Annotated in this window: 25 protein-coding genes; 8 read left to right on the top strand and 17 right to left on the bottom strand. The window is 43.6% G+C overall.

What is annotated here, in order from left to right; all coding sequences use genetic code 11:
• The first annotated feature begins 160 nt into the window (after positions 1-160).
• The gene (locus NI389_RS13040; protein ID WP_308360304.1) at positions 161-1,384 is read left to right on the top strand and encodes an HD-GYP domain-containing protein; all 1,224 of its coding nucleotides are present in this window, start codon (positions 161-163) and stop codon (positions 1,382-1,384) included.
• Positions 1,385-1,460: 76 nt separating this feature from the next.
• Here the strand turns inward: NI389_RS13040 and NI389_RS13035 are convergent, their stop codons facing one another.
• A complete protein-coding gene (locus NI389_RS13035) occupies positions 1,461-2,447 on the bottom strand; it encodes a general secretion pathway protein GspB (protein ID WP_308360303.1) in 987 nt (328 codons plus the stop codon).
• A gap of 6 nt (positions 2,448-2,453) precedes the next feature.
• Entirely contained in the window at positions 2,454-3,368 is a 915-nt protein-coding gene (locus tag NI389_RS13030; RefSeq protein ID WP_308360302.1) for an ExeA family protein, read from the bottom strand.
• A 90-nt stretch (positions 3,369-3,458) separates the two neighbouring features.
• On the opposite strand from NI389_RS13030, the gene NI389_RS13025 reads away from it, so the two are divergent.
• Positions 3,459-4,571, top strand: a complete 1,113-nt coding sequence (locus tag NI389_RS13025) for a tRNA nucleotidyltransferase (RefSeq protein WP_308360301.1) — start codon at positions 3,459-3,461, stop codon at positions 4,569-4,571.
• 49 nt (positions 4,572-4,620) lie between these two features.
• On the opposite strand, the gene NI389_RS13020 is transcribed toward NI389_RS13025, so the two are convergent.
• Genes NI389_RS13020 through folB form a run of 3 tightly spaced genes read right to left on the bottom strand, consistent with a single transcriptional unit; the run spans position 4,621 to position 6,278 of the window.
• Positions 4,621-5,427, bottom strand: a complete 807-nt coding sequence (locus tag NI389_RS13020) for an undecaprenyl-diphosphate phosphatase (protein WP_308360300.1) — start codon at positions 5,425-5,427, stop codon at positions 4,621-4,623.
• The gene (gene folK, locus NI389_RS13015) at positions 5,427-5,912 is read right to left on the bottom strand and encodes a 2-amino-4-hydroxy-6-hydroxymethyldihydropteridine diphosphokinase (RefSeq protein WP_308360299.1); all 486 of its coding nucleotides are present in this window, start codon (positions 5,910-5,912) and stop codon (positions 5,427-5,429) included. The genes NI389_RS13020 and folK overlap by 1 nt, the downstream gene beginning before the upstream one ends.
• A gap of 15 nt (positions 5,913-5,927) precedes the next feature.
• Positions 5,928-6,278 (bottom strand): dihydroneopterin aldolase, encoded by a 351-nt coding sequence (gene folB / locus NI389_RS13010; protein WP_308360298.1) that lies wholly within the window; start codon positions 6,276-6,278, stop codon positions 5,928-5,930.
• Positions 6,279-6,435: 157 nt separating this feature from the next.
• On the opposite strand from folB, the gene plsY reads away from it, so the two are divergent.
• A complete protein-coding gene (plsY, locus tag NI389_RS13005) occupies positions 6,436-7,014 on the top strand; it encodes a glycerol-3-phosphate 1-O-acyltransferase PlsY (protein ID WP_372588633.1) in 579 nt (192 codons plus the stop codon).
• Here the strand turns inward: plsY and tsaD are convergent.
• Genes tsaD through NI389_RS12990 form a run of 3 tightly spaced genes read right to left on the bottom strand, consistent with a single transcriptional unit; the run spans position 7,000 to position 8,994 of the window.
• Complete coding sequence (gene tsaD / locus NI389_RS13000) at positions 7,000-8,013, bottom strand: tRNA (adenosine(37)-N6)-threonylcarbamoyltransferase complex transferase subunit TsaD (RefSeq protein ID WP_308360296.1); 1,014 nt, start codon at positions 8,011-8,013, stop codon at positions 7,000-7,002. The two genes, plsY and tsaD, sit on opposite strands and share 15 nt — an antisense overlap.
• Positions 8,014-8,071: 58 nt before the next feature.
• Positions 8,072-8,665, bottom strand: coding sequence for a YjaG family protein (locus tag NI389_RS12995; protein ID WP_308360295.1), 594 nt, complete (start codon positions 8,663-8,665; stop codon positions 8,072-8,074).
• Positions 8,662-8,994 (bottom strand): putative signal transducing protein, encoded by a 333-nt coding sequence (locus NI389_RS12990; protein WP_208842385.1) that lies wholly within the window; start codon positions 8,992-8,994, stop codon positions 8,662-8,664. Before NI389_RS12990 ends, NI389_RS12995 begins: the two co-directional genes overlap by 4 nt.
• 55 nt (positions 8,995-9,049) lie before the next feature.
• Here NI389_RS12990 and NI389_RS12985 point away from each other — a divergent pair, with 55 nt between their 5' ends.
• The 3 genes from NI389_RS12985 to NI389_RS12975 all read left to right on the top strand — a co-directional run bounded on the left by NI389_RS12985 (position 9,050) and on the right by NI389_RS12975 (position 12,041).
• On the top strand, positions 9,050-9,442 hold the full coding sequence (locus NI389_RS12985; RefSeq protein WP_308360294.1) for a DUF2721 domain-containing protein: 393 nt from the start codon (positions 9,050-9,052) through the stop codon (positions 9,440-9,442).
• Between the two features lie 65 nt (positions 9,443-9,507).
• A complete protein-coding gene (locus NI389_RS12980) occupies positions 9,508-11,037 on the top strand; it encodes a DUF3369 domain-containing protein (protein ID WP_308360293.1) in 1,530 nt (509 codons plus the stop codon).
• 110 nt (positions 11,038-11,147) lie between these two features.
• Positions 11,148-12,041 (top strand): LysR family transcriptional regulator, encoded by an 894-nt coding sequence (locus tag NI389_RS12975; protein WP_308360292.1) that lies wholly within the window; start codon positions 11,148-11,150, stop codon positions 12,039-12,041.
• Here the strand turns inward: NI389_RS12975 and ubiA are convergent.
• On the bottom strand, positions 12,038-12,910 hold the full coding sequence (ubiA, locus tag NI389_RS12970) for a 4-hydroxybenzoate octaprenyltransferase (RefSeq protein ID WP_308360291.1): 873 nt from the start codon (positions 12,908-12,910) through the stop codon (positions 12,038-12,040). The genes NI389_RS12975 and ubiA overlap by 4 nt on opposite strands.
• Positions 12,907-13,443, bottom strand: coding sequence for a chorismate--pyruvate lyase family protein (locus tag NI389_RS12965; protein ID WP_308360290.1), 537 nt, complete (start codon positions 13,441-13,443; stop codon positions 12,907-12,909). The genes ubiA and NI389_RS12965 overlap by 4 nt, the downstream gene beginning before the upstream one ends.
• A gap of 157 nt (positions 13,444-13,600) precedes the next feature.
• Here NI389_RS12965 and NI389_RS12960 point away from each other — a divergent pair, with 157 nt between their 5' ends.
• Entirely contained in the window at positions 13,601-13,990 is a 390-nt protein-coding gene (locus tag NI389_RS12960) for a flagellar basal body-associated protein FliL (RefSeq protein WP_308360289.1), read from the top strand.
• Here NI389_RS12960 and glpG read toward each other — a convergent pair.
• The 6 genes from glpG to NI389_RS12930 all read right to left on the bottom strand — a co-directional run bounded on the left by glpG (position 13,968) and on the right by NI389_RS12930 (position 19,213).
• On the bottom strand, positions 13,968-14,804 hold the full coding sequence (gene glpG, locus NI389_RS12955) for a rhomboid family intramembrane serine protease GlpG (RefSeq protein ID WP_308360288.1): 837 nt from the start codon (positions 14,802-14,804) through the stop codon (positions 13,968-13,970). The genes NI389_RS12960 and glpG overlap by 23 nt on opposite strands.
• Positions 14,789-15,106 (bottom strand): thiosulfate sulfurtransferase GlpE, encoded by a 318-nt coding sequence (glpE, locus tag NI389_RS12950; protein WP_308360287.1) that lies wholly within the window; start codon positions 15,104-15,106, stop codon positions 14,789-14,791. Before glpE ends, glpG begins: the two co-directional genes overlap by 16 nt.
• 126 nt (positions 15,107-15,232) lie before the next feature.
• Positions 15,233-16,258 carry an L-threonine 3-dehydrogenase gene (gene tdh / locus NI389_RS12945; protein WP_208842377.1) on the bottom strand — a complete coding sequence of 342 codons (1,026 nt, stop codon included), beginning with the start codon at positions 16,256-16,258 and terminating at the stop codon, positions 15,233-15,235.
• Positions 16,259-16,301: 43 nt separating this feature from the next.
• The gene (locus tag NI389_RS12940) at positions 16,302-17,498 is read right to left on the bottom strand and encodes a glycine C-acetyltransferase (RefSeq protein WP_308360286.1); all 1,197 of its coding nucleotides are present in this window, start codon (positions 17,496-17,498) and stop codon (positions 16,302-16,304) included.
• A 120-nt stretch (positions 17,499-17,618) separates the two neighbouring features.
• The gene (gmhB, locus tag NI389_RS12935; RefSeq protein ID WP_308360285.1) at positions 17,619-18,170 is read right to left on the bottom strand and encodes a D-glycero-beta-D-manno-heptose 1,7-bisphosphate 7-phosphatase; all 552 of its coding nucleotides are present in this window, start codon (positions 18,168-18,170) and stop codon (positions 17,619-17,621) included.
• On the bottom strand, positions 18,170-19,213 hold the full coding sequence (locus NI389_RS12930; protein ID WP_308360284.1) for a glycosyltransferase family 9 protein: 1,044 nt from the start codon (positions 19,211-19,213) through the stop codon (positions 18,170-18,172). The genes gmhB and NI389_RS12930 overlap by 1 nt, the downstream gene beginning before the upstream one ends.
• A gap of 119 nt (positions 19,214-19,332) precedes the next feature.
• Between NI389_RS12930 and NI389_RS12925 the strand changes: the two genes are divergently transcribed.
• Positions 19,333-20,061 (top strand): 3-deoxy-D-manno-octulosonic acid kinase, encoded by a 729-nt coding sequence (locus NI389_RS12925; protein ID WP_308360283.1) that lies wholly within the window; start codon positions 19,333-19,335, stop codon positions 20,059-20,061.
• A gap of 30 nt (positions 20,062-20,091) precedes the next feature.
• Here NI389_RS12925 and hldE read toward each other — a convergent pair whose 3' ends face one another.
• Positions 20,092-21,531, bottom strand: a complete 1,440-nt coding sequence (gene hldE / locus NI389_RS12920; RefSeq protein ID WP_308360282.1) for a bifunctional D-glycero-beta-D-manno-heptose-7-phosphate kinase/D-glycero-beta-D-manno-heptose 1-phosphate adenylyltransferase HldE — start codon at positions 21,529-21,531, stop codon at positions 20,092-20,094.

The following is a 21,531-nucleotide window of genomic DNA, read 5'->3' as shown; positions in this document are numbered from 1 at the left end:
TATTTTATTAGCTGGATATTCATACCATGTGACTGAAAACTCACCCAGTCTAAAGTTCATCTTTTAGGATGATAATATTCATCGACAAATTGGTGATCATCCACAGATCCTTTGCTACGCTTAAATGACCGAAGTCTAGTCTGGTAATATCGTGTCAGCCTTGAAAATAATCAATGTCAATGAACTTGAACCTGGAATGTTTGTTGCGCGAGTAACAAGACAAACTGGTCGTGTCAAAGTTAAAAACCAAGGTTGGGTTAAGACGCAAAAAGCGATTTCAGCGCTTGCTGCGGCAGGGATTGTTGAAGTTGAAATTGATCCAAGTAAAACACTTCAATCTGAGCAACCTGTTGTGGCGGATCCTACTGTTGAAACGTCCTCAACGCCCGTTATTGAAACTCCAACATTAGAAGAAAAACCTAAAGCCTGGCACAAAGTAACGAAGATAGACAAAGAGTTAGATGTCGCCGTCGAACTCTATAATGAAGCAAAACAACTTCAGCAGAAGGCGTTTGATGACATCCGAGATGGGCGCAATATCGATGTCGAACCGTTCAAAGCCGCAGCAAATGGCATTATCGACTCAATCTTCCGAAATCAAGATGCCCTGTCATGCATTGCTCGCATTCGAGAAAAAGACAGCTACTTACTCGAACATTCACTTAATGTCTCAATATTAATCAGTATATTCGCGAAGCATTTGGGTCTTGAACGGGACATCATTGAGCAGCTCGCTACGGGTGCCCTCCTCCATGACATCGGTAAGATCCAAGTACCAGATGCCATTTTGCATAAACCTGGCAAGTTAACGGATGAAGAGTTTGCGATAATGCAACAACACGCCAATTACAGTCGCGATATTGTGGAAACTGCAGGCCTTGGTGAAATTGCTTCACAAATCGCAGGCTTTCACCATGAGCGACTGGACGGCACTGGCTATCCATTTCGCTTGAAAGGTGATGATCTCAGTTTGTACGTTCGAATGGCGAGTATTGTCGATGTTTATGACGCACTGACTGCTGAACGTGTTTATAAGGTTGGTATGACGCCCATCAAAGCGTTCAAATATCTAAAAGACAACTGTCCAAATCACTTTGATGAAGCGCTGGTAACGCAATTTATTCAATGTATTGGATTATATCCGGTGGGAACGTTAGTTAAGTTGCGCAGTTTTAAAGTTGGGGTGATTGCAGAAAGCAACCATGAAGCGCCTTTAAAACCCGTTGTGAAGGTGTTTTACAGCGCCAAACACATGCATTATGTACCTGTGCAAGATATTGATTTGAGCTCTAAAAAAATTGATGACGAATTAGACGCCGCAATTAAGCCGGAAGAGTTCAGTATCGATCTAATTCGTTTCTTTAGACAGTCGATGTTGCCGTAAGGCAGGCTCTTTATGCCACATAACAGTAAACGTTCCATCATTAAAAAGGCAGCGATAAGCTGCCTTTTTAATGACTTTATTGGGACTTTGGCCAGTCTTCCATCGCTTCGACAGAGAATTCAACGCCATCAAAATTGAACACGGTTAGATCAGGTGTTATTTCAACAACGCGCAGTGCGCCAATATTGTCACCTTCATAAAGCTCTCGACCATTGATTTTAATAAAACGCATTGAGGGTTCAGTCGAATAAATATGGGTCAGATATTTAATGGGTGGGATACTTGCCTGAAATCCACTTGGCAATTTATCAATAGGGGTAACACGAGCTGAATTATTTGAACCCGTGATGACTTCTTGGGATGGATTGTCTTTAGTCGCAGCCACGGCATCATTAAATGCGGCTTGTAGCTCAGGTGAAACACCTTGAAAGTCCATTTTAGCCGTTTCTGTATTACTCGATTCCAATGGCTTACCGACGATGCGAAATCCCTGTTTGGCCAATTCATCCAAATCTTGTGATTCAGTTTGTACTTCCTTCGCACGATTAGTGGGGACAGTTAAGACTTGAGGATTATTAACAGTTACCATGCCATTTTGCGATACTGGTACTAATTGCTGTTGATAAATAGCTTGTCCGAATTGATCAACACCGACCTGAACGGAGACCCATTGAAAATGTTGCGCTGTAGAGTTCTGTGCCGCGTCCGTTACGACCTTTTGTACAACTGGCGTCTTAGCTTGTTGCGTCATCTCTGGTGCGCTTGCATCTTCGTTTATAATTGGTTGTCGTGTCGGACTTATTTCTTTAGAAGGCATAGCGTTTTGCGCTTTATCGGCCTGTTCTACACTGAAATTTGAACGTGTTACATCAATCGTTGGCTTTACCCACGTCCCCGTCGCAAAACCAGCGCCAACACAAAGCAACGCGGCGAATAACCATGCACCTTGACGTATACGCGCCTGATAAAGCGCTAGACGCGCTTCCATCATCGCATTCATTGGGTTATGTGCAGCACGCCCCTGCTGTTCCATATTTTTCGTTGCTTGAGATACAAAACTCATCGCGCTTTAACTCCAATACGCGGCGGCAAAACCGACTAAAAACAAACAAGGAAAGGCAACGTAAGGTAACCAATTTATCGAAGAACCTGCCGTAGTTCGTTGGCTCGACAACACAGCCGTTGGTAATGCTTCTTCAGCGGCTTGTTTTACGATGGCTTTAGATACGACCATTTGATGCTGAGAGAACGCACCTAATAAACAGCGGTCGGCTAATAGGTTGATCAGTCGAGGAATACCTGCGGTTAATTCATACATTAATTCAACGGCCGTTGGCTCGAAAAGCGCCTTATTGCAGCCCGCTTTAAGCAAACGATGTTGAATGTAATCGAATACCTGAACCTGAGTTAGCGGTAATAAATGGTAACGAGCCGTTATCCGTTGTGCCAGCTGACGCAGTTCTGTCCGTTGCAGCAACTGCTGCAATTCAGGCTGACCCACCAACACGATTTGCAGTAACTTTTTGTGATCCGTTTCAAGATTGGTAAGTAGTCTGAGTTGCTCAAGGACCTCTGGTGCTAAGTGTTGAGCCTCATCAATGATAAGCATTGTGTGGCCACCCGCGACGTGATTTGCGAGCAGCTTTGCTTTGATGCTATCGGTCAACTGTTTGAGCGTTGCCCCTTTTTCAACGGGTATCGTCAATTCATCGCAGATACTTTCTAACAATTCATGTGCAGACAACGTCGGATTTAGGATAAACGCCACTTCCGTGTTCTCTGGAAGCGAACTTAGTAATGTTCGCGTGATTGTTGTTTTACCCGTGCCAACTTCCCCAGTAAGCAGCACAAAACCACCGGCATCACCCAAACCATATTGAAGATGAGCCAGTGCTTCTTTGTGACGTTCACTTAAAAACAAATACTCAGGATTGGGCGCAATGGAGAAGGGTTTTTCCGATAAACCAAAATAACCTAAATACACTGCAATTCTCTTTCTTGTTATGATGTGCCCTATGATGGCAAAAAACCGCAATAAGTTAAAACCTTGTTTGCTAATTTTTGGAACAGACCCATGCAAGTTTATTTAGTTGGCGGAGCTGTCCGCGACGAATTGCTCGGCCGACAGGTCACTGAGCACGATTACGTGGTGGTTGGCAGTACACCCGGACACATGCTTAAAGCAGGCTTTACCCAAGTTGGTAGAGATTTTCCTGTCTTTTTGCACCCAAAAACCAAAGAAGAATATGCCCTTGCCCGCACCGAGCGCAAGCAAGGACAAGGATATACCGGTTTTATCTGTGACTTTTCGCCCGATATAACGCTTGAAGAAGATCTCGGGCGGCGCGATCTCACGATCAATGCGATAGCAAAAGCAGAAGATGGCTCGTTAATTGATCCCTATGGCGGTCAAGCGGACTTAAACCATCGATTAATTCGCCATGTCAGTGAGGCTTTCAGCGAAGATCCATTACGTATTCTTCGTGTCGCAAGATTTACCGCTCGCTACCGAGATCTGGGGTTCGTTATCACAGAAGACACACGCAAACTCATCACATCGATGGTTCAAGCAGGAGAACTCAACACATTAACGATTGAACGTGTGTGGCTTGAATGTGAGAAGTCGATAAAAGATGGCGAATTTGCGACGTTTCTAAAGTTACTCAACTCGTTTGGCGCGCTAGGTTATATCTGTTCTGCGATAGCATCGAAATGGAGCGACACGCTATTCGAAAAAATTGAAAAACAGCAACATTTCGCACATCAACACCATTATGATAGCGAAGTCAGTTTCGCCGTTCTTGCACACTGGTTATCACCGGAAGAGATTGAGGATCTTGCTGCGCATCTAAAACTGCCCAATCAGCAAACACTGGCACTGAATATCTATCATCAGCTTAACTGCGATGGGATTGCACAATTACACCCGGAGGCCGTTGCTTCGGTATTTAACGCATTTGACCTATACCGCAGACCTGAGCGCTTTTCTTTATTAATTCAGCTGTACAATACACTTCATTTAGGTAACAACTCCGTCGATACGTTAAGCAAGGCATTTGAACTAGCAAAGGGCGTCACGGCGAAGGCGTTCATCGACGCTGGACTAAAAGGACCACAAATTAAGGACGCTATCAATACTCGACGAGCAGAACTTATCGCGAGAGCATTGAAAAGCGAAAGCTGCTAAAAAAATGGAGCCTAGCGCTCCATTTTTTTGTTCCCCAGTGCGGTAACTACTAAGCCCACATCAAGAAAATAAATAAACCGACACCAAGCAATAGGCGATATACAACAAATGGGAACATTCCCATACGTTCAATGACTTTTAAGAAGAAATGAATACAAGTAAACGCTGAAACGAATGACAGTACACTACCTGTTAACAACATCCCCCAATCGACCGATGCCTCCGAAGAAATCAGTTTATAAGTGTAATAAGAACCAGCAGCGAGGATCACTGGAATAGACATCAAAAATGAAAAACGTGCAGCGCTTTGTTTGTTTAGACCAAGTAACAACCCTGTCGTCATCGTGATCCCAGAACGAGATGTACCGGGAAACAACGCGGCAATTACTTGAGAAAATCCTATCAGTAGCGCACTTTTCCAATTCAGTTGGTAAATGGTTTTAGTTTGCTGCGCTTTGACATCTGCGTACCAAAGTAATAAACCAAATAAGATGGTCGTTGTCGCAATCACCCAGGCATTACGAGCGTAAGCTTCAACAAAATCTTTGGTTAAATAGCCAATAACAACGGCTGGAATGGTTGCAAGGATAATGTACCAGCCTAAGCGGCTATCATCCGTTTGCCCTTGTTTCCCAAAGGAAGCAAACCAAGCCATTAATATTTCAGCAACTTCTTTGCGGAAATAAATCAACACCGCCAGCAAACTACCCATATGCACAGCGACATCGAACGCTTCACCTTGGTCCTGCCAACCCAGTATTTGTGATGGAAGAATAAGGTGTGCAGAACTTGAAATAGGTAAAAACTCAGTAAAGCCTTGGATCAGTGCAAGGACAATAATTTCTATTAAACTCATTACGTTGGAAACTCCACTTTCCATAGTTGTTGCTGGGTCTTATCGTATTGTTGCCACATTTCAGCAAGCGTAACACCTGTTACGGGATGCACTAAATCAGGGGCAATCTCAGCCATCGGCTGAAGTACAAACGCATTTTTTTCGATTTCATGGCGTGGTAATTGTGCAGGCATATCGCACACAATATCGTCGTAAAGCAAGATATCAAGGTCAAGTGTACGGGGACTGAATTTTTTATCACTCGGCTTTCGACCATGATCACGCTCGATTTGTTTCAAAAGCGCACACAATTCTTCAAGAGGTAACAACGTTTCCATTGCAAACACAGAGTTGTAAAATGGATTACCACTAAAACCGACTGCTTCGCTTTCGTACACGCTTGAATGTGAATAGTCAGGAAAATGCAGCCTTAGCGCATCCAAACCACGGCGAAAATTCGTTTCTCTATCGACATTGCTGCCAATACTTATAAAGACTCTAGCCATACTGCCGTTCTACCTCTAACGCGAGCGCGTAATTTCTACCCCAACGGTTGACGCTTTCGCAACCGCTTGTGGTTTACTCACTCGAAGTGTAACTTGGGCCACAGAGAACTCGGATAAGATCATTGCCGCTAACGTTTCAACTAACGTTTCAAGTAACTCGACTGTGTCCTGTTGGCAAACCTGTTCAATTCGTTCACTTACTTTTGCATAATCGACAGCTAGTTGGATGTCATCCGTCTTCGCGGCTTCACGTATGTCGGTAAGCATTTCAACATCGAAGTACAAGCTTTGTTTACTTTCTTTCTCAAAGTCGTACACTCCTATTATTGTCTCAACATGTAACTGTGAGATATAAACCTTATCCATGCTTACTCCAAATTGGTTAGGGTTATGGCTTCCCGCTGTCGGTAGTTCACAAATATTCATGAACCGTTCAAGACTAACGCAGCCAAATAGGCGGAAGTGGCGATAATAGCCTAAAACCAATGATTAAAAAATAAGGAAACGTGTGTTAATCGGTGTAATGTGTCTAGTTGCCTACTTAATGGGTTCTATCTCGTCAGCTATTCTGGTTTGTCGAATATTTCGCTTGCCTGATCCGCGATTTGCTGGCTCAAATAATCCCGGTGCGACGAACGTATTACGTTTGGGTGGGAAGCTACCAGCTCTGTTGGTGTTAGTCAGTGACGTGCTAAAAGGCACTATTCCCGTTTGGGGTGCATACTTTTTACAAATTGAACCAATTTGGCTTGGCACCATCGCGGTATGCGCGTGTCTTGGTCACATCTACCCTGTGTTTTTTCATTTCAACGGCGGGAAAGCGGTAGCGACAGCCTTTGGTGCATTGCTACCTATTGGTTTATCGTTAGCAGGGCTACTTGTTGCAACTTGGATTTTGATTTTGTGGATAACACGCTACTCGTCTTTAGCCGCGATTATTACCGTTGGATTAGCTCCACTTTACACCTTCCTCATTAAACCGCTTTATACCTTGCCAGTTACGTTTTTAACGATACTTATTATTTTTCGCCATCGTGCAAACATCAAACGCTTATGGCAAGGTAAGGAACCCAAAATCGGTAAAAAATCAGAGCGGGAGTAAACTATCTAAAGGCCAACGAGCCTTTGTTTTCATATCCAACTCAGCAAATTGACCCGCTTTCAAACGTTGCATACCAGCATAGGCTATCATCGCGCCGTTATCTGTACAGAATTCAGTGCGAGGGTAATAGACTTTGCCTTTCATGCCTATCATCACTCGTTCAAGTTTTTCTCTAAGCGCTTTGTTTGCACTTACACCACCGGCGATAACGAGACGATTGATACCTGTTTCTTTAAGCGCTCGTTTACACTTTATCGCAAGTGTATCAATCACTGCACTTTGGAACGCGTGGGCAATATCGGCTTTCGTTTGCGCGTCGTCACCTTCACTGCGTATCGTGTTTGCTGCTGCCGTTTTTAATCCGCTGAAGCTAAAATCAAGGCCAGGTCTATCAGTCATCGGTCTCGGAAATTGGAATCGTCCGTCTACACCTTGCTCAGCCATTTTAGCGAGTAAAGGTCCGCCCGGATAATCCAGACCCAATAGTTTTGCGGTTTTATCAAACGCTTCACCTGCCGCGTCGTCAACAGATTCACCAAGCACTTCATACTCGCCAATGCCCGCCACTTTCACCATCATAGTGTGACCACCTGAAACCAACAGGGCAACAAATGGAAATTCAGGCGCTTCAGGTTCAAGCATCGGCGCAAGCAAATGCCCTTCCATGTGATGGACTGCAACTGCGGGAAGTCCCCAACCATATGCTAAAGAACGACCAATAGACGTACCTACAAGTAGCGCGCCCACAAGTCCTGGGCCCGCTGTATATGCCACACCATCAAGAGACTCGGGTCCACACCCAGCCTGTTCAAATGCAGCTTGGATTAAAGGCAATGTTTTACGTACGTGATCGCGCGACGCGAGCTCAGGCACTACGCCACCGTAATCGGCATGCACCTTAACTTGACTGTAAAGTTGATGCGCAAGAAGCCCAAGCTCATCATCATAAATCGCAATACCCGTTTCATCACACGAGGATTCAATGCCTAAAATGCGCAACGCATTTCTCCTTACTAAACTCTATTTCTGTACTTTAACCAAAAAGCTCGCTCATGGATTAATTCAGTTCTAACCCAATGTTCGTTTGCCCGTCTGCAACGGCTAACGCCTTTAATTCACGAACCGATTCCGGCGTTACTCGACCATTTTGTTCAACGAAGTCGATAAGCTCGCCCAGCACCTCTATTTCGTATTGCATAAGAGGGTGTTCACGGACCAATTTGTTATCAGGCTCAACCCCTTCACTTTCCAATAAAAATTCAATGTAGCGTGCAACTGTCGCTTGAGAAATTTTGGCTATACTCACAAACTCTTGCTCATCTTTTGCCATCATTCCATGCATAAATCCCAAAAGCGCCGTGGCAGTATCAATGGCTAAATAAGTCCCAAACATATCAAAATCAGTGAGTTCAGGCACAAGCGGCTCAACTTTCTCAACCTGCTTTTCTAAACTGATTTTGCTTTTTGGAAGCATTAACTTTTCCCAGCACACATTTAATGCGCTACGCAATACAGTTTCGTCGCCAAATCCAGTCGCTTCGGTAAAAAGACCGTAATTAGGCAGCATACGTTCAAGGACAGCACCAGCAAGCGCAGCCTTCTGCACATAACTCAACTCTCTAATACGCTGAAAATTATTTGCTTTATTCATATTCTTTGCGTCTCACAAGACCAGCAATAGTCAAATGCAGGCCCATTTTCTTCATGGCAAACAGGACACTGCCAATGGGTTTTTTGTTGTTGTTGATAGTTTACCAAGATTTGTTGCGCTCGGGCTAACTTTATCGCGTAGACCATAACTTGAACGCGAGTTTGTTCAAACGGGATTTCACCCAACGCACCTTGAAGAAATTCTCCTTTTAGATGCGTTTGAATACCAGCCTGAGTCAACAGTCCACGAACAATATGCGCTTCGAGTTGGTGTTCTGCCATGTACACACATTGCCAAATAAAAGGATCGTCAACCTCTTGAGTTGTCATCCATTTCCCCCTATGTTTAACACTACCCTTTGAGTCTATACCAATTTGTGAAACTATGACGTTAACAACGCCCGCTTTACTCTTTCCTGCTATTTCTTTATTGCTTTTAGCGTACACTAACCGATTTTTAGTATTGGCTCAGCTGATCCGAGAACTCAACGCACGCGAAGGCGACTCAATTCGCCCACTTGTTGTTGCGCAAATTGAAAACTTACGTAAGCGCATCAATTTAATTCGCCGAATGCAAGTGTGGGGAGTCGTTGCCTTCATTTTGTGTACACTCTCGATGTTTGCGATTTTTATTGAAATGACGCATTTGGGTATATGGCTTTTTGGAATTAGTTTATGTGGCCTAACCCTATCTTTATTGTTATCGCTCTACGAAATCCACATTTCTTGCGATGCAATTTCAATTGAACTCAGCAATATAGAGAAAAAAATCCGCTGAATAACTCGCTTTTCACATCACCGACTATACTAAAAAATACAAAATCCTTTTTTTAGCAGGTGACTATGAGCGACTTTTTGTTTTCTGAAGAGCCGGTGACCACCAGCATTGATGCGCCGCTCAAAGACGACAAATGGCATGTCCTGATCATTGATGATGAGCAGGACATACATCAAGTTACTAAGCTCGTACTTAGCGATTTTCGCTTTTCAGACAAACGCCTCGAATTCCATCATGCTTATTCAGCAAAAGAAGCTATCGAATTTTTTGAAAGTGGGCAATTTAGTATTGCTGTTGCGTTGGTCGATGTGGTGATGGAAACCAATCATGCAGGACTCGAACTCATTAAATACATCCGAGAATCGCTAGGCAATACTGAAATTCGTCTCATTCTCAGAACAGGACAACCCGGCGAAGCCCCCGAAGAGGCAGTCATTCGTGATTACGATATCAACGATTACAAAAACAAAACCGAACTGACTTCCGTTAAACTGAAAACGTTACTCTACTCCGCACTACGCTCTTACCGTGACATCCTAACGATTAACAAAGCCAAAAAAGGGCTTGAACGCATCATTGAAGCGTCTTCAAGCTTTTTGCAATGCAACAGCATAAATGAGTTTGCCTCAACTATTTTAGGTCATGTGACCGATATTATGGGCATCTCAGATACAGAGATTTACTGCGTGGCCGCAGTAAATAATGACGCCAATCCTCCGCAAGACTTCACCTTGCTTGCGGCATCAGGCGATAACCGAGTCGCAACCTGTAATCACATTCCTGAGCCTGTAGTGAAAAGCATTGTATCAGCTCGCGCTAAACACTCTTCAAGCTGTGACGAGAAAACCTACGTGGGTTATTTCCATACCCAAGGCGGGTTGGAAACAATGTTGTATGTAAATAAAGAGTCGCACTTGCAGGAAACTGATTATCACTTGCTTGAATTTTTCGCAAATAACATTGCAATGGCGTATGACAATCTGCGATTGCGAGAGAGCATTAAAGAATCTCAAAAAGAATTATCCTATATTTTGGGAGAGGCGGTTGAAAAACGTTCAAAAGAAACGGGTTCTCACGTGAAAAGGGTCGCGCATTACAGTCAACTGCTTGCGCAATTGTGCGGATTAAATGCTTACCGTTCCGAAATAATTAAACTGGCCTCGCCCCTTCACGACGTCGGTAAAATTAGTATTCCAGACCGAATATTGAATAAACCTGACAAGCTCGACCCGGAAGAATGGGCGGTCATGCAAACTCACGCTGAAATGGGCTACGAGATATTGAAAAATTCTCAAAATGAGATTCTACGATGCGGCGCAATAATCGCAAGAGAGCATCATGAGAAATGGGATGGTTCAGGTTACCCTCAAGGTCTTGCAGGAAAAGACATTAATATCGTTGGTCGAATTACTGCCCTTGCTGACGTATTTGATGCATTAGGCAGCGATAGATGCTATAAACCAGCTTGGCCTATGGAAAAAGTCATCGAATTGATTAAGGCCGAAAAAGGGAAACATTTTGATCCAAATTTAGTCGAGCTATTTGTTGCAAATTTGGATAAATTCATCGCGATAAGAGATAGTTATCCCGACTAAAAATGTAACTTTATTGTAAAAGAATTCACTTTTCTAAAAAACGCACTTGTAGTAGAATCAGAGACAATACACCACAAAGTGTAAAAAACAGGAATTAAAAGGAATTTCTTATGAGATTTGATCAACTCGAGCAGTTTTTGGCGCTTGGTAGTTTGCGTCATTTTCGCCAAGCTGCTGAGCAAACCAATATTAGTACATCTGCTTTAACTCGTAGCATTCAAACCCTCGAAGAGGAAATTGGATGTGAACTTGTAAAACGTTCAACTCGTTCAGTCAAATTAACTGAACAAGGCGAATTGTTCTTGGCGTATTGTAAAAATACCCTAACCGAACTGGAACACACCAAGAAACAAATTCATCAAAGTTTGTTTGGTCGTGATCAACAACGTTTGGTGATTGGCTATACCAATCAAGCTAGCAAAATTGTTCCACTGTCATGTGGTCAGTTTTTAGCTGACTTCCCGAATGTAAAAATTGAAATGCAACTTCAAGATGAGCAGGAGCTTAGCCGTAAGTTACAACTCGGTGAAATTGACATCAGCGTCTTTTTACAAAAAGCGTGTCAGATTGAAAGCGATGTGCACTTACCTGACCAGCTTGTTATGTTTGTTGCCAAGCATCATCCTCTTGCCTCAAAAGACATCATTCGTCGTGAAGAGTTGCTTCAGTACTCTATGTTTGGCTGTTTCTCGCAGTCGAAACAAGTACAAACAATGCTAAACGAAGTCATTGATGGCTTAAACAAAGCAACTAGCGTTAAAATAGGCAACATCGAGCAAGTTATTCAAGGTTTGAAGACGAGCTCAAGTTTCGCTATTGCAAGTATTGAGCATGCTAAAACAGTAGCACAAGATGCTGATTTGGTGATGTTGAAAACAAACAAGGCGCTAGAACAAGAGCAGTTAGTAGTACAGACAAACCACAATTTAGGTGCGTCCAACTACATCACTCATTTGTTGTCTTTGATTGAGAAAACAGCTCAAGATGGACAGTATGTAAGCTAAATACTTACATACTGCAAAACGATACCAACAAAAACAAACATTCCCACGTAGTGGTTGTTTAAAAAGGCTTTAAAACACGCTTCCCTTTCTCTTAGGTGAATGAGTTTTTGTTGGTAGAGCAATAATGCGGTGGCAATACTAAGTGCCACCCAATAGCTAATACCGAAATTCAGCGTCAGACCGACGCCAATCAAAATGGCAACAAATACGGCATTTAATACAAAGATAATTTGCCTGTCGGCTTTGCCAAATAGAATCGCCGTGGATTTAACCCCGATTTGCAGATCATCATCTCTATCGACCATTGCATACATCGTATCGTAAGCGACTGTCCATAAACAATTTGCTGTAAACAATGCCCACGCCAAAAGTGGTGTATTTTCGTTTGAAGCCATAAACACCATTGGTATAGCAAAACTAAAAGCCGCCCCCAAAACAAATTGAGGTAAGTGGGTAAATCGTTTCATGAAAGGGTAAAGCGTTGCCAATGCCAACGCACCAAAAGACAATGCAATTGTTTGCCAATTTAAAAACAACACCAATACAAAGGCGCATAAAAGAAGAACCGCAAATAAGGTCAACGCTTCTCGCTCGGTAACTTTGCCACTGGCGAGTGGTCGTTGCGATGTGCGTTTTACCGCTCCATCTACACGTCTATCGGCGTAATCATTAATAACGCAACCGGCACTTCGCATAACAAAAACCCCGGCTGTGAACACAAACAATAATAACCAAGGTGGAAAACCTTCATTAGCGATCCACAATGCCCACATCGTTGGCCAAAGCAGTAGGAAAGTACCTATCGGTTTATCGGTACGCATAAGCTGTTGATAATAAAGCCAGTGCGAACGTTTTAATGAGAAGGTCATGTTATCTTTGGTTCCAATAAAAAGGCTTCACACACTAACATACTAAACTCACCTTGAGTAAAAAGACTACGTCGAGCACATTTAGTCTCATGTTTGAGCTTTAGTTTATCTAACAATTCATATAACGGTTCATCAATGAGCGTTATTTCAACTTCGCCTCTAGACCACTTTGGCGTTTGAAATAACACCTCCCCGAGTGGCGTTGTACCTAGTTTTGTCATGGCTTGCAAAGATTCTGGTATCCAACTTTGAGCGTAGACAACGGGTTGGTTATCACACCAAAGCAACACTTCTCGGCACCACATTTGTATTTCATCGTCATGGACAAGACGAGATAATTCATCAGGTACAGGTTGACAAGATTCACTTAGCACTTCAACAAAAAATTCTTCACACGTTGTTTTCAACCGCGCAGTTAAAGAACCCTCTTCGAGCAACCAAGATCGAAGATAACGAGAAATCATGCGGAGTTCAGGTGCTTCAAAGGAACCTGAATACCACTTACGAGGCAATGAGATTGGAAAAGAAAGCAAATCAATTCACTTGAAATGTAAAACACTCGCGCATCATATCATCCTCACAGTCCATCCAAAAGCCTGCTCGGAAAATCACAAGACACCTGTCTTTTAAGATTAAATGCGTATACACTTACTGCAGAAATGTACTAGTTAGTAGGAATATCAAGTCATTATGAAGCATCTGCTAGCCCTTTTATTTTCATTGGTGCTGTTTATACCAGCTGCAAAAGCGGACTCAAACGTTGGTTATTTTGGTTTTGAACCTGACATCATCACCAATTACATTGGGCAAAACAGTAAAAAGCTTGGATATGTGCGTGTAACGGTCGATCTGATGCTTAAAGATGTTTCGAGTATTCCTGTTGTCGAACACCACACCCCATTATTGCGCGACGCAATTGTACAGATTTTAAGTAAAGAACCTGAAGAATCTATTAAGTCACTCACAGGACGAGAAGAAATTCGCAAGCGTTGTGCGGAAAAATTAAAAGCGCTGCTCAAAGAAGAAACGGGTGATGAAATTATTCGAGAAGTGTTGTTTACGAAGTACTTGTACCACTAGGCTCTCCCCAACTCCAGCCTAATATGCCGCCAACGATAAGGCCAAATAAGTGTGCCCAATTGGCCATACTAACATAGAGTATGTCTGCAAACCCGACGAGCATCCATACTAACATCAACCCAATCATAGCCTTAGGAAGTACCACTGGACTTTGAGGATAACGGCTATGGTTCAACCACAAAAATCCACACAGCGCATACACCACCCCACTCATCCCACCAAAATTTGCATCAACTATCAGGTATTGTGTCCAATTGCTGGCTAATGCACTACAGGCAAAAAGCGTGATTAAGGTTAACGGGCTAAATTGCTTTGCAATTTTGTCACCCAAATAAATCCACCACATTAAATTAAACACGAGATGCAAAACATCAAAATGCAGAAACACAGGCGAAAACCAATGGAATGCATTGCTTTTTTCAAATTGAAATGCATGAAATGTAGGTTCTGGTGCGAAAACATGTAGGCTGAAAAAAATCACGAAACATACCAAAGCCGTCAATAAAACAAACGGATCTAACGCTTTAGCTCGAGACAGTAAATTGAGTGAACTGCTGGGGTAAGAAAAGAGCGGTGAAGTTTGGTTAAGTGCCCACGCTGCGTCTTGAAACTGCTGAGCATGTGGATCTCGAATAAACTGCTGCCAAATCGGAAGTGCTTTTTCTAAATGCGTGTCTTGCACCCAAAGCTCAGCAGTCTGGCTATCAAGCACGCGGATCGTGACGTCGATATGTTGAGTTTTGAGGTAATCAACCACCCCTTGTAGTAAACGAGGGCGGTTGTATTCACCTAGACGAACTAACGCTCCACGCAATCAGCACACTCCGATGCCCATTGTGTAAATCCGCCATCCATACTGAACACGTTTTCAAATCCCTGCTCAGACAGATAGTTCGCTGCACCTTGCGAGCTAATACCGTGGTAGCAAACAACCACAATCGCATCATCAAACTCTTTATCCTGCATAAACTGCGCAAGGTTTGCGTTAGATAGGTTCTCCGCACCTGGGATACGACCGCTTGCAAAGGAGCCTGCATCACGAATATCCGCGATGACTAGTTCGCCAGAATCTAAACGATTGCGCACTTCAGCAACAGAAATGTGTTTAAAAGACATATATCCTCAATTTAACTCATTGATTGTGCTTCGTAACTCTGAATGGTAAGAACGCCAATTCATGGAATTTTGAAAGCACAGTAACACGGAGTGAAAAGGTGGTCTGCACCACCTTTAATAACGTGATTAGTCCCAGTTTAAGATGACTTTACCTGATTGACCAGAAATCATCGTGTCGAAACCTTCTTGGAAATCATCGATGTGGAAACGATGTGTGATAATCGGGTCAAGATTTAAACCAGACTGGATCAAGCTTGCCATTTTATACCACGTTTCAAACATTTCACGACCGTAAATACCTTTAATGACAAGACCTTTAAAGATCACTTGGTTCCAATCAATTGCCATGTCTGACGGCGGAATACCCAACATTGCGATTTTGCCACCGTGATTCATGCTGTTAAGCATGGCATTGAATGCACTTGGGACGCCTGACATTTCAAGACCGATATCGAACCCTTCAGTCATGCCAAGGTCTTTCATGACGTCTTTAAGGTTCTCTTTCGCCACATTGACTGCGCGCGTCGCGCCCATTTGCTTTGCAAGGCTTAAACGGTATTCATTTACATCCGTGATGACGACATGACGAGCACCAACATGCTTAGCCACCGCCGCTGCCATAATACCGATTGGACCCGCACCAGTGATAAGCACGTCTTCACCGACTAAATCAAAAGACAGCGCCGTATGCACTGCGTTACCAAATGGATCAAAAATAGACGCTAAATCATCTGAAATGTTGTCTGGAATTTTAAAGGCGTTATAAGCTGGAATAACAAGGTATTCAGCGAATGAACCTTCACGATTTACCCCAACCCCAATTGTATTGCGACATAAATGCACACGACCTGCACGGCAGTTGCGGCAATATCCACACGTGATGTGACCTTCACCAGATACGCGGTCCCCCACTTTAAAACCGCGAACTTCTTGACCCATATCCACGACTTCACCAACGTATTCATGGCCGACAACCATCGGGGTAGGAATCGTCTTTTGCGCCCAATCATCCCACTTGTAAATATGTACGTCCGTACCGCAAATCGCTGTCTTACGAATTTTGATTAATAGATCATTGTGGCCCACTTCCGGCTTAGGCGCATCGGTCATCCAAATCCCTGGTTCCGCTTTCAATTTAGACAATGCTTTCATGATTTTACTCTTTAAAAAATGGTGGGATTGCCCACCATTAAGTTTAGATAACGCCTAACTCTTTACCAATACGCGTGAATGCTTCAATCGCTTTATCCAGTTGCGCTTTGGTATGAGCCGCAGAAATTTGTGTACGAATACGAGCTTGACCCTTCGGTACGACAGGGAATGAGAAACCTGTTACATAGATGCCTTCCGCCAGCAACTTTTCAGCCATGTTCGCGGCAATTTTTGCATCGCCCAGCATAACTGGGATGATTGCGTGATCTTTACCTGCGCAAGTAAAGCCAGCTGCTTCCATCTTGGTACGGAAATACGCTGCGTTATCCCAAAGAGTATCGCGAAGTGCCTTACCCTGTTCCATCATATCGATGACTTTAATCGATGCTGTTACAATCGATGGAGCAAGTGAGTTAGAGAATAAATATGGACGTGAGCGCTGACGTAACCATTCAACAATTTCTTTACGGCCTGATGTATAACCACCCGATGCACCACCGAGCGCTTTACCTAACGTACCAGTGATAATGTCTACACGACCCAAAACGTCGCAATATTCCGGTGTACCACGACCATTTTCACCTACAAAGCCAACCGCGTGTGAATCATCTACCATCACTAATGCATCGTATTTGTCTGCAAGGTCACAAACTGCTTGCAAGTTACAAATCACGCCATCCATAGAGAAAACACCGTCCGTCGCGATCAGTTTCACTTTAGCACCCGCTTCATTTGCTGCAATAAGTTGTTGCTCTAGGTCAGCCATATCATTATTTGAATAACGGAAGCGTTTTGCTTTACAAAGACGGACACCATCGATGATTGAAGCGTGGTTTAACGCATCACTGATAATAGCGTCATCAGGACCTAATATCGTTTCGAATAAACCAGCGTTGGCATCAAAACAAGAAGAATACAGAATGGTGTCTTCAGTTTGTAAAAAATGGCTGATTTTTGATTCAAGTGTTTTGTGGATATCTTGCGTGCCACAGATAAAGCGTACTGAGGCTACACCAAAACCATGATCGTTGAGCCCTTGTTGAGCAGCTGCAATAAGCTCAGGATTATTAGCAAGACCTAGGTAGTTGTTGGCACAAAAGTTAATTACTTTTTCGCCCGTGGATACTTCGATTTCTGCCTGTTGTGAAGACGTAATAATACGCTCGTTTTTGTACAGACCTTCCGCTTTCACTTCTTCAAGTTGCTGCTGAATTTGGCTATAAAATGCCGCTGCTCGCATGTGTTCTCTCCATATTTTGCACGGCTAATCTTGTCATTATACAAGATTAGAAATTATGGCTATTGTAAAAGGTAAATGCTGCTAATGCACGGGTGCAGCATAAAATCTCAATGGTATTGATTACTTCAAACCAAGCGTTGTTGGTACTTCCGCAAGGCTATCAACAACATAAGTCGCCAATGCTTGACACGACTCACTAATTTTGTGACCAGACCGCACTAATATTCGGCTAGGTATGCCTGCTGCGTGAGCAGCTTCCATATCAGATGATTTGTCACCGACCATAACGCTATTGGCTAAATCTAAGGTATGTTCGTTCGCGGCTTGCAGCAACATCCCTGGATAAGGCTTACGACAATCACACTCACGTAGGTACTCGCCCTGAGCATTTTTAGGGTGATGGGGGCAAAAATACACGCCGGTAATTTCAACGCCATGGCGCTGAAACTCATCACACATCCAGTTTGTTAGTTCATGAAACTGAGCTTCGCTGTAATAGCCTCGTCCAATACCGGATTGATTAGTTACAATAACGAGCGCGTAACCCTTTTTTTGGAACAGTTTACAGGCTTCAAACACCCCTTCGATGAACTGAAAATCGTCCGCTTTATGAACGTAGGCGTGATCTACATTCACGACACCGTCACGGTCTAAAAAAATCGCTTTTTGCATTACAAGTTCTCTTTCTCAACAACGTGGTCAAACATGGAAAGCACGGTTTCGGTCTTAATTTGCGCCATTAAATCATGTCCTTTTACACGTGTACCCCAAGGTAGCTGATCTGCATCTTTGCCTTTTTGTTGTTTTACGTTGGCGTGATACACCTCAACCACGTAATCTTGGTAGAGATATGGACCCGTTCGTTTTGGATTAGAATGAGCATATAGCCCTATCACAGGAGTCCCCATCGTCACAGCCATGTGAGCGGGTCCCGTGTCTGGTGCAACAACCAAACTTGCTTGTTCTAGCACGCACAACAGTTGCTTTAAGGTTGTTTTACCAATCAAATCAACAATTGGCGCACTGCTCTTAGCCAATATTTGCGCTCCAAGCGTGCGTTCAAGTTCTGTCGGGCCACCACTCAATACAACGGAGAAACCATTTTTATGGGCATAGTCAGCAAGCGCCGCATAGCGCTCTGGTAACCAATTGCGCTCCGCCTTACTCGCAGCTGGTGCAATCACCAAAATGCGGGTTAATCCATCGAGTAACTGTGAAGCCACGTCTTTGTCTTGTTGCGTTACGGGCATTTCCCAAGTAGGCGCGGCAAAACTAGCTCCTATTGTTCGAGCAAACTCCGCAAACCCCTCCAATACATGAGGTTCAGATTGAGGTGCTATACGTTTGTTAATAAACAAACTATGAAGTTCCTTTGAGCGCCCTCTATCAAAGCCAATTTTTTGCTTTGCAGGGATACAACGCGCCGCCAAATTAGCACGAAAAGCAACTTGCATGTGTAACAACACATCAAACTGGCGGCCTTTAAAAGTTTGTTTTAACTGTAAATAAGCCTGCTTACCGAGTTTTTTATCAAAAACGACCAGTTCAACACCCGGTAAATCTTTGAGCATCATGGCTTCTATTTTACCAATCACCCATGTAATAGACGCCTTAGGATGAGCGCGCTGGATAGCTTGAACCGCGGCGACGGCATGACAGACGTCTCCAATGGCTGAAAGGCGAAGAATACAGATGGACTGGAAGGCTTGACTCACAACAAACTCTATACGCAATAAAACTGAGCGGTGATCTTAAATTAATCAGCTTGCTTTGCAAGTTTCAGACGACGAAAAAACACGATACACTAACGTTTTGAAGTTAAAAATTGCGATACATGAACGTTAAACAGCAAGGCAATACCTATTTCATTCATGCCGATGATTATTCTGCGTTGAACTCGGAGTCATTTGATCCAAACTATTGGCGAGAACAAAATGCCATCGTTAATGAAAAGAAAGGCCGTGCTACCGCGTATTTTGTGAAATTACCTCATTCAACCATCGCAGTACTCCGACACTACTGGCGTGGTGGCTTGATTGGTAAAATATTGAGTGATCAATATTTGTTTTTGGGCTTAAAAAAAACAAGAATTTATCAAGAGTTTGCGCTGCTATGTGCGTTACATTCACAAGGATTAACCGTACCAAAACCTATCGCGGCACACGTAAAACGTTCTGGCCTAATTTATCGCGGCGATATTTTGACTCAAGCAATCGCGAATGCGGAATCGTTGTGTGAGCGCATGCAAAAACAGCGCATGAGTGATAGCTCATGGGAAGCTATCGCTACAACAATTGCTAAATTCCACAAAGCTGGTGTATATCATGCTGATCTCAACATCAACAATATCTTGTTTTCGACCAATAACCGTATTTATCTCATCGATTTTGACCGAGGCGAACTCAGAACACCCGCTCTTCAATGGCAAAAAGAAAACATGGCGCGATTAAAACGATCGTTTTACAAAGAAGCACATAGACAAGAGACGTTTTATTTCAGTGAAAAAAATTGGCAGACACTGGAACAATACTATGAAAACGCGATGAGAAAAGCCGTCGTGTGACGGCTTTTTAGAGTGAGATTTAAAATCGCTTTACGCTTTAATTTTCTTAATCACGTTCGATGTTGAACAACCATCTAAAAATGCGAGAACTTCGACTTCGCCACCTTGACTTAACACAAAGTCAGCGCCCGCAATTTGTTCAACCGTGTAATCTCCGCCCTTCACTAGGACATGAGGATTGACTTTTTCAATCAGCGCCGCAGGCGTATCGTTTTCGTCCACGCTACCAAATGGAATAACCCAATCCACTGACGCCAGCGCCGAAAGTACCATGGCTCGCTCATTTAAAGGATTTATCGGTCTATCCGCACCTTTCAGACGCTTAATCGATTCATCGTTATTCAGACCAACGACTAATCGGTCTCCGCGAGCTTTGGCTTGGGCAAGATAACGTACGTGACCTGCATGGAGAATGTCGAAACACCCATTAGTGAATACAATTTTCTCTCCATTTTGTTTCGCAAATTCAATGTGTTTTAGCACGTCGTCAAATGGGGTTTGGTAGTGCTCGCCCGTCGCTCTTAAATACTGGCCTAATTTACGGCTCAGCTCTTCTGGTGATACTGTCGCTGCGCCCAGTTTACCAACTGCAATACCGGCGGCTAAGTTCGCCATTTCTACGGCGTCTTTTGCAGGCATACCCGCCCCCAACATCACGGCAAGTGTCGCAATTACCGTGTCACCGGCACCAGTTACGTCACTAACTTCAAGCACTTGAGCGGCAAAATCGTATTTTTCTGTCGCTGTAATCAGCGACATCCCTTGCTCTGAACGCGTCAACAGCATGGCTTCAATGCCTGCGGATTTAATCAACTCACGAGCACTCTGAGTAAGCGACTCTTCGCTGTCCACTAAGCCACCCGCTAATTTAAATTCGTTTAAGTTAGGTGTGACAATATTCGCGCCGCGATAACGGGCCAAATCGTGCGACTTAGGATCGATAAGCACAAACTTGCCTGCAGCTTTCGCAACGTCAATCATCGCTTCAATTGAGGCCAGAGCACCTTTGTTGTAATCCGAGAACAACACGATGTCGTATTCGTCAACAACCGTTTTCAAACGTTCAAGCAAACTCTCGCTGTGTGCTTGGGTAAACGTTTCTTCCATATCTAGTCGAACAACTTGCTGATGACGCGAGATCACACGCATTTTGGCAATAGTTGGATACCCTTCAACTTTAACAAGCTGCGAAGCGATATGGTCTTGTTCTAAGGTCTTTTCAAGCGCGATACCGTCCGTATCATGGCCAATAAGACCGAGCAAACCAACTTGACCATCCAAATGTGCAATATTTTTTGCCACATTCGCTGCTCCACCGGCTTTGTCTTCAACTTTACTGACCTTTACAACTGGCACTGGTGCTTCTGGCGAAATGCGCCCAGTGTCACCATGCCAATAGCGATCTAACATGACATCGCCGACCACCAGCACTTTAGCTTCTGTTAGGTGATGTAGACGTGATAATTCCAT

Origin of the sequence: Pseudoalteromonas xiamenensis (assembly GCF_030994125.1) — a bacterium.
Lineage (GTDB): Bacteria > Pseudomonadota > Gammaproteobacteria > Enterobacterales > Alteromonadaceae > Pseudoalteromonas > Pseudoalteromonas xiamenensis_B.
This window is presented reverse-complemented; position numbering and strand designations above follow the sequence as displayed.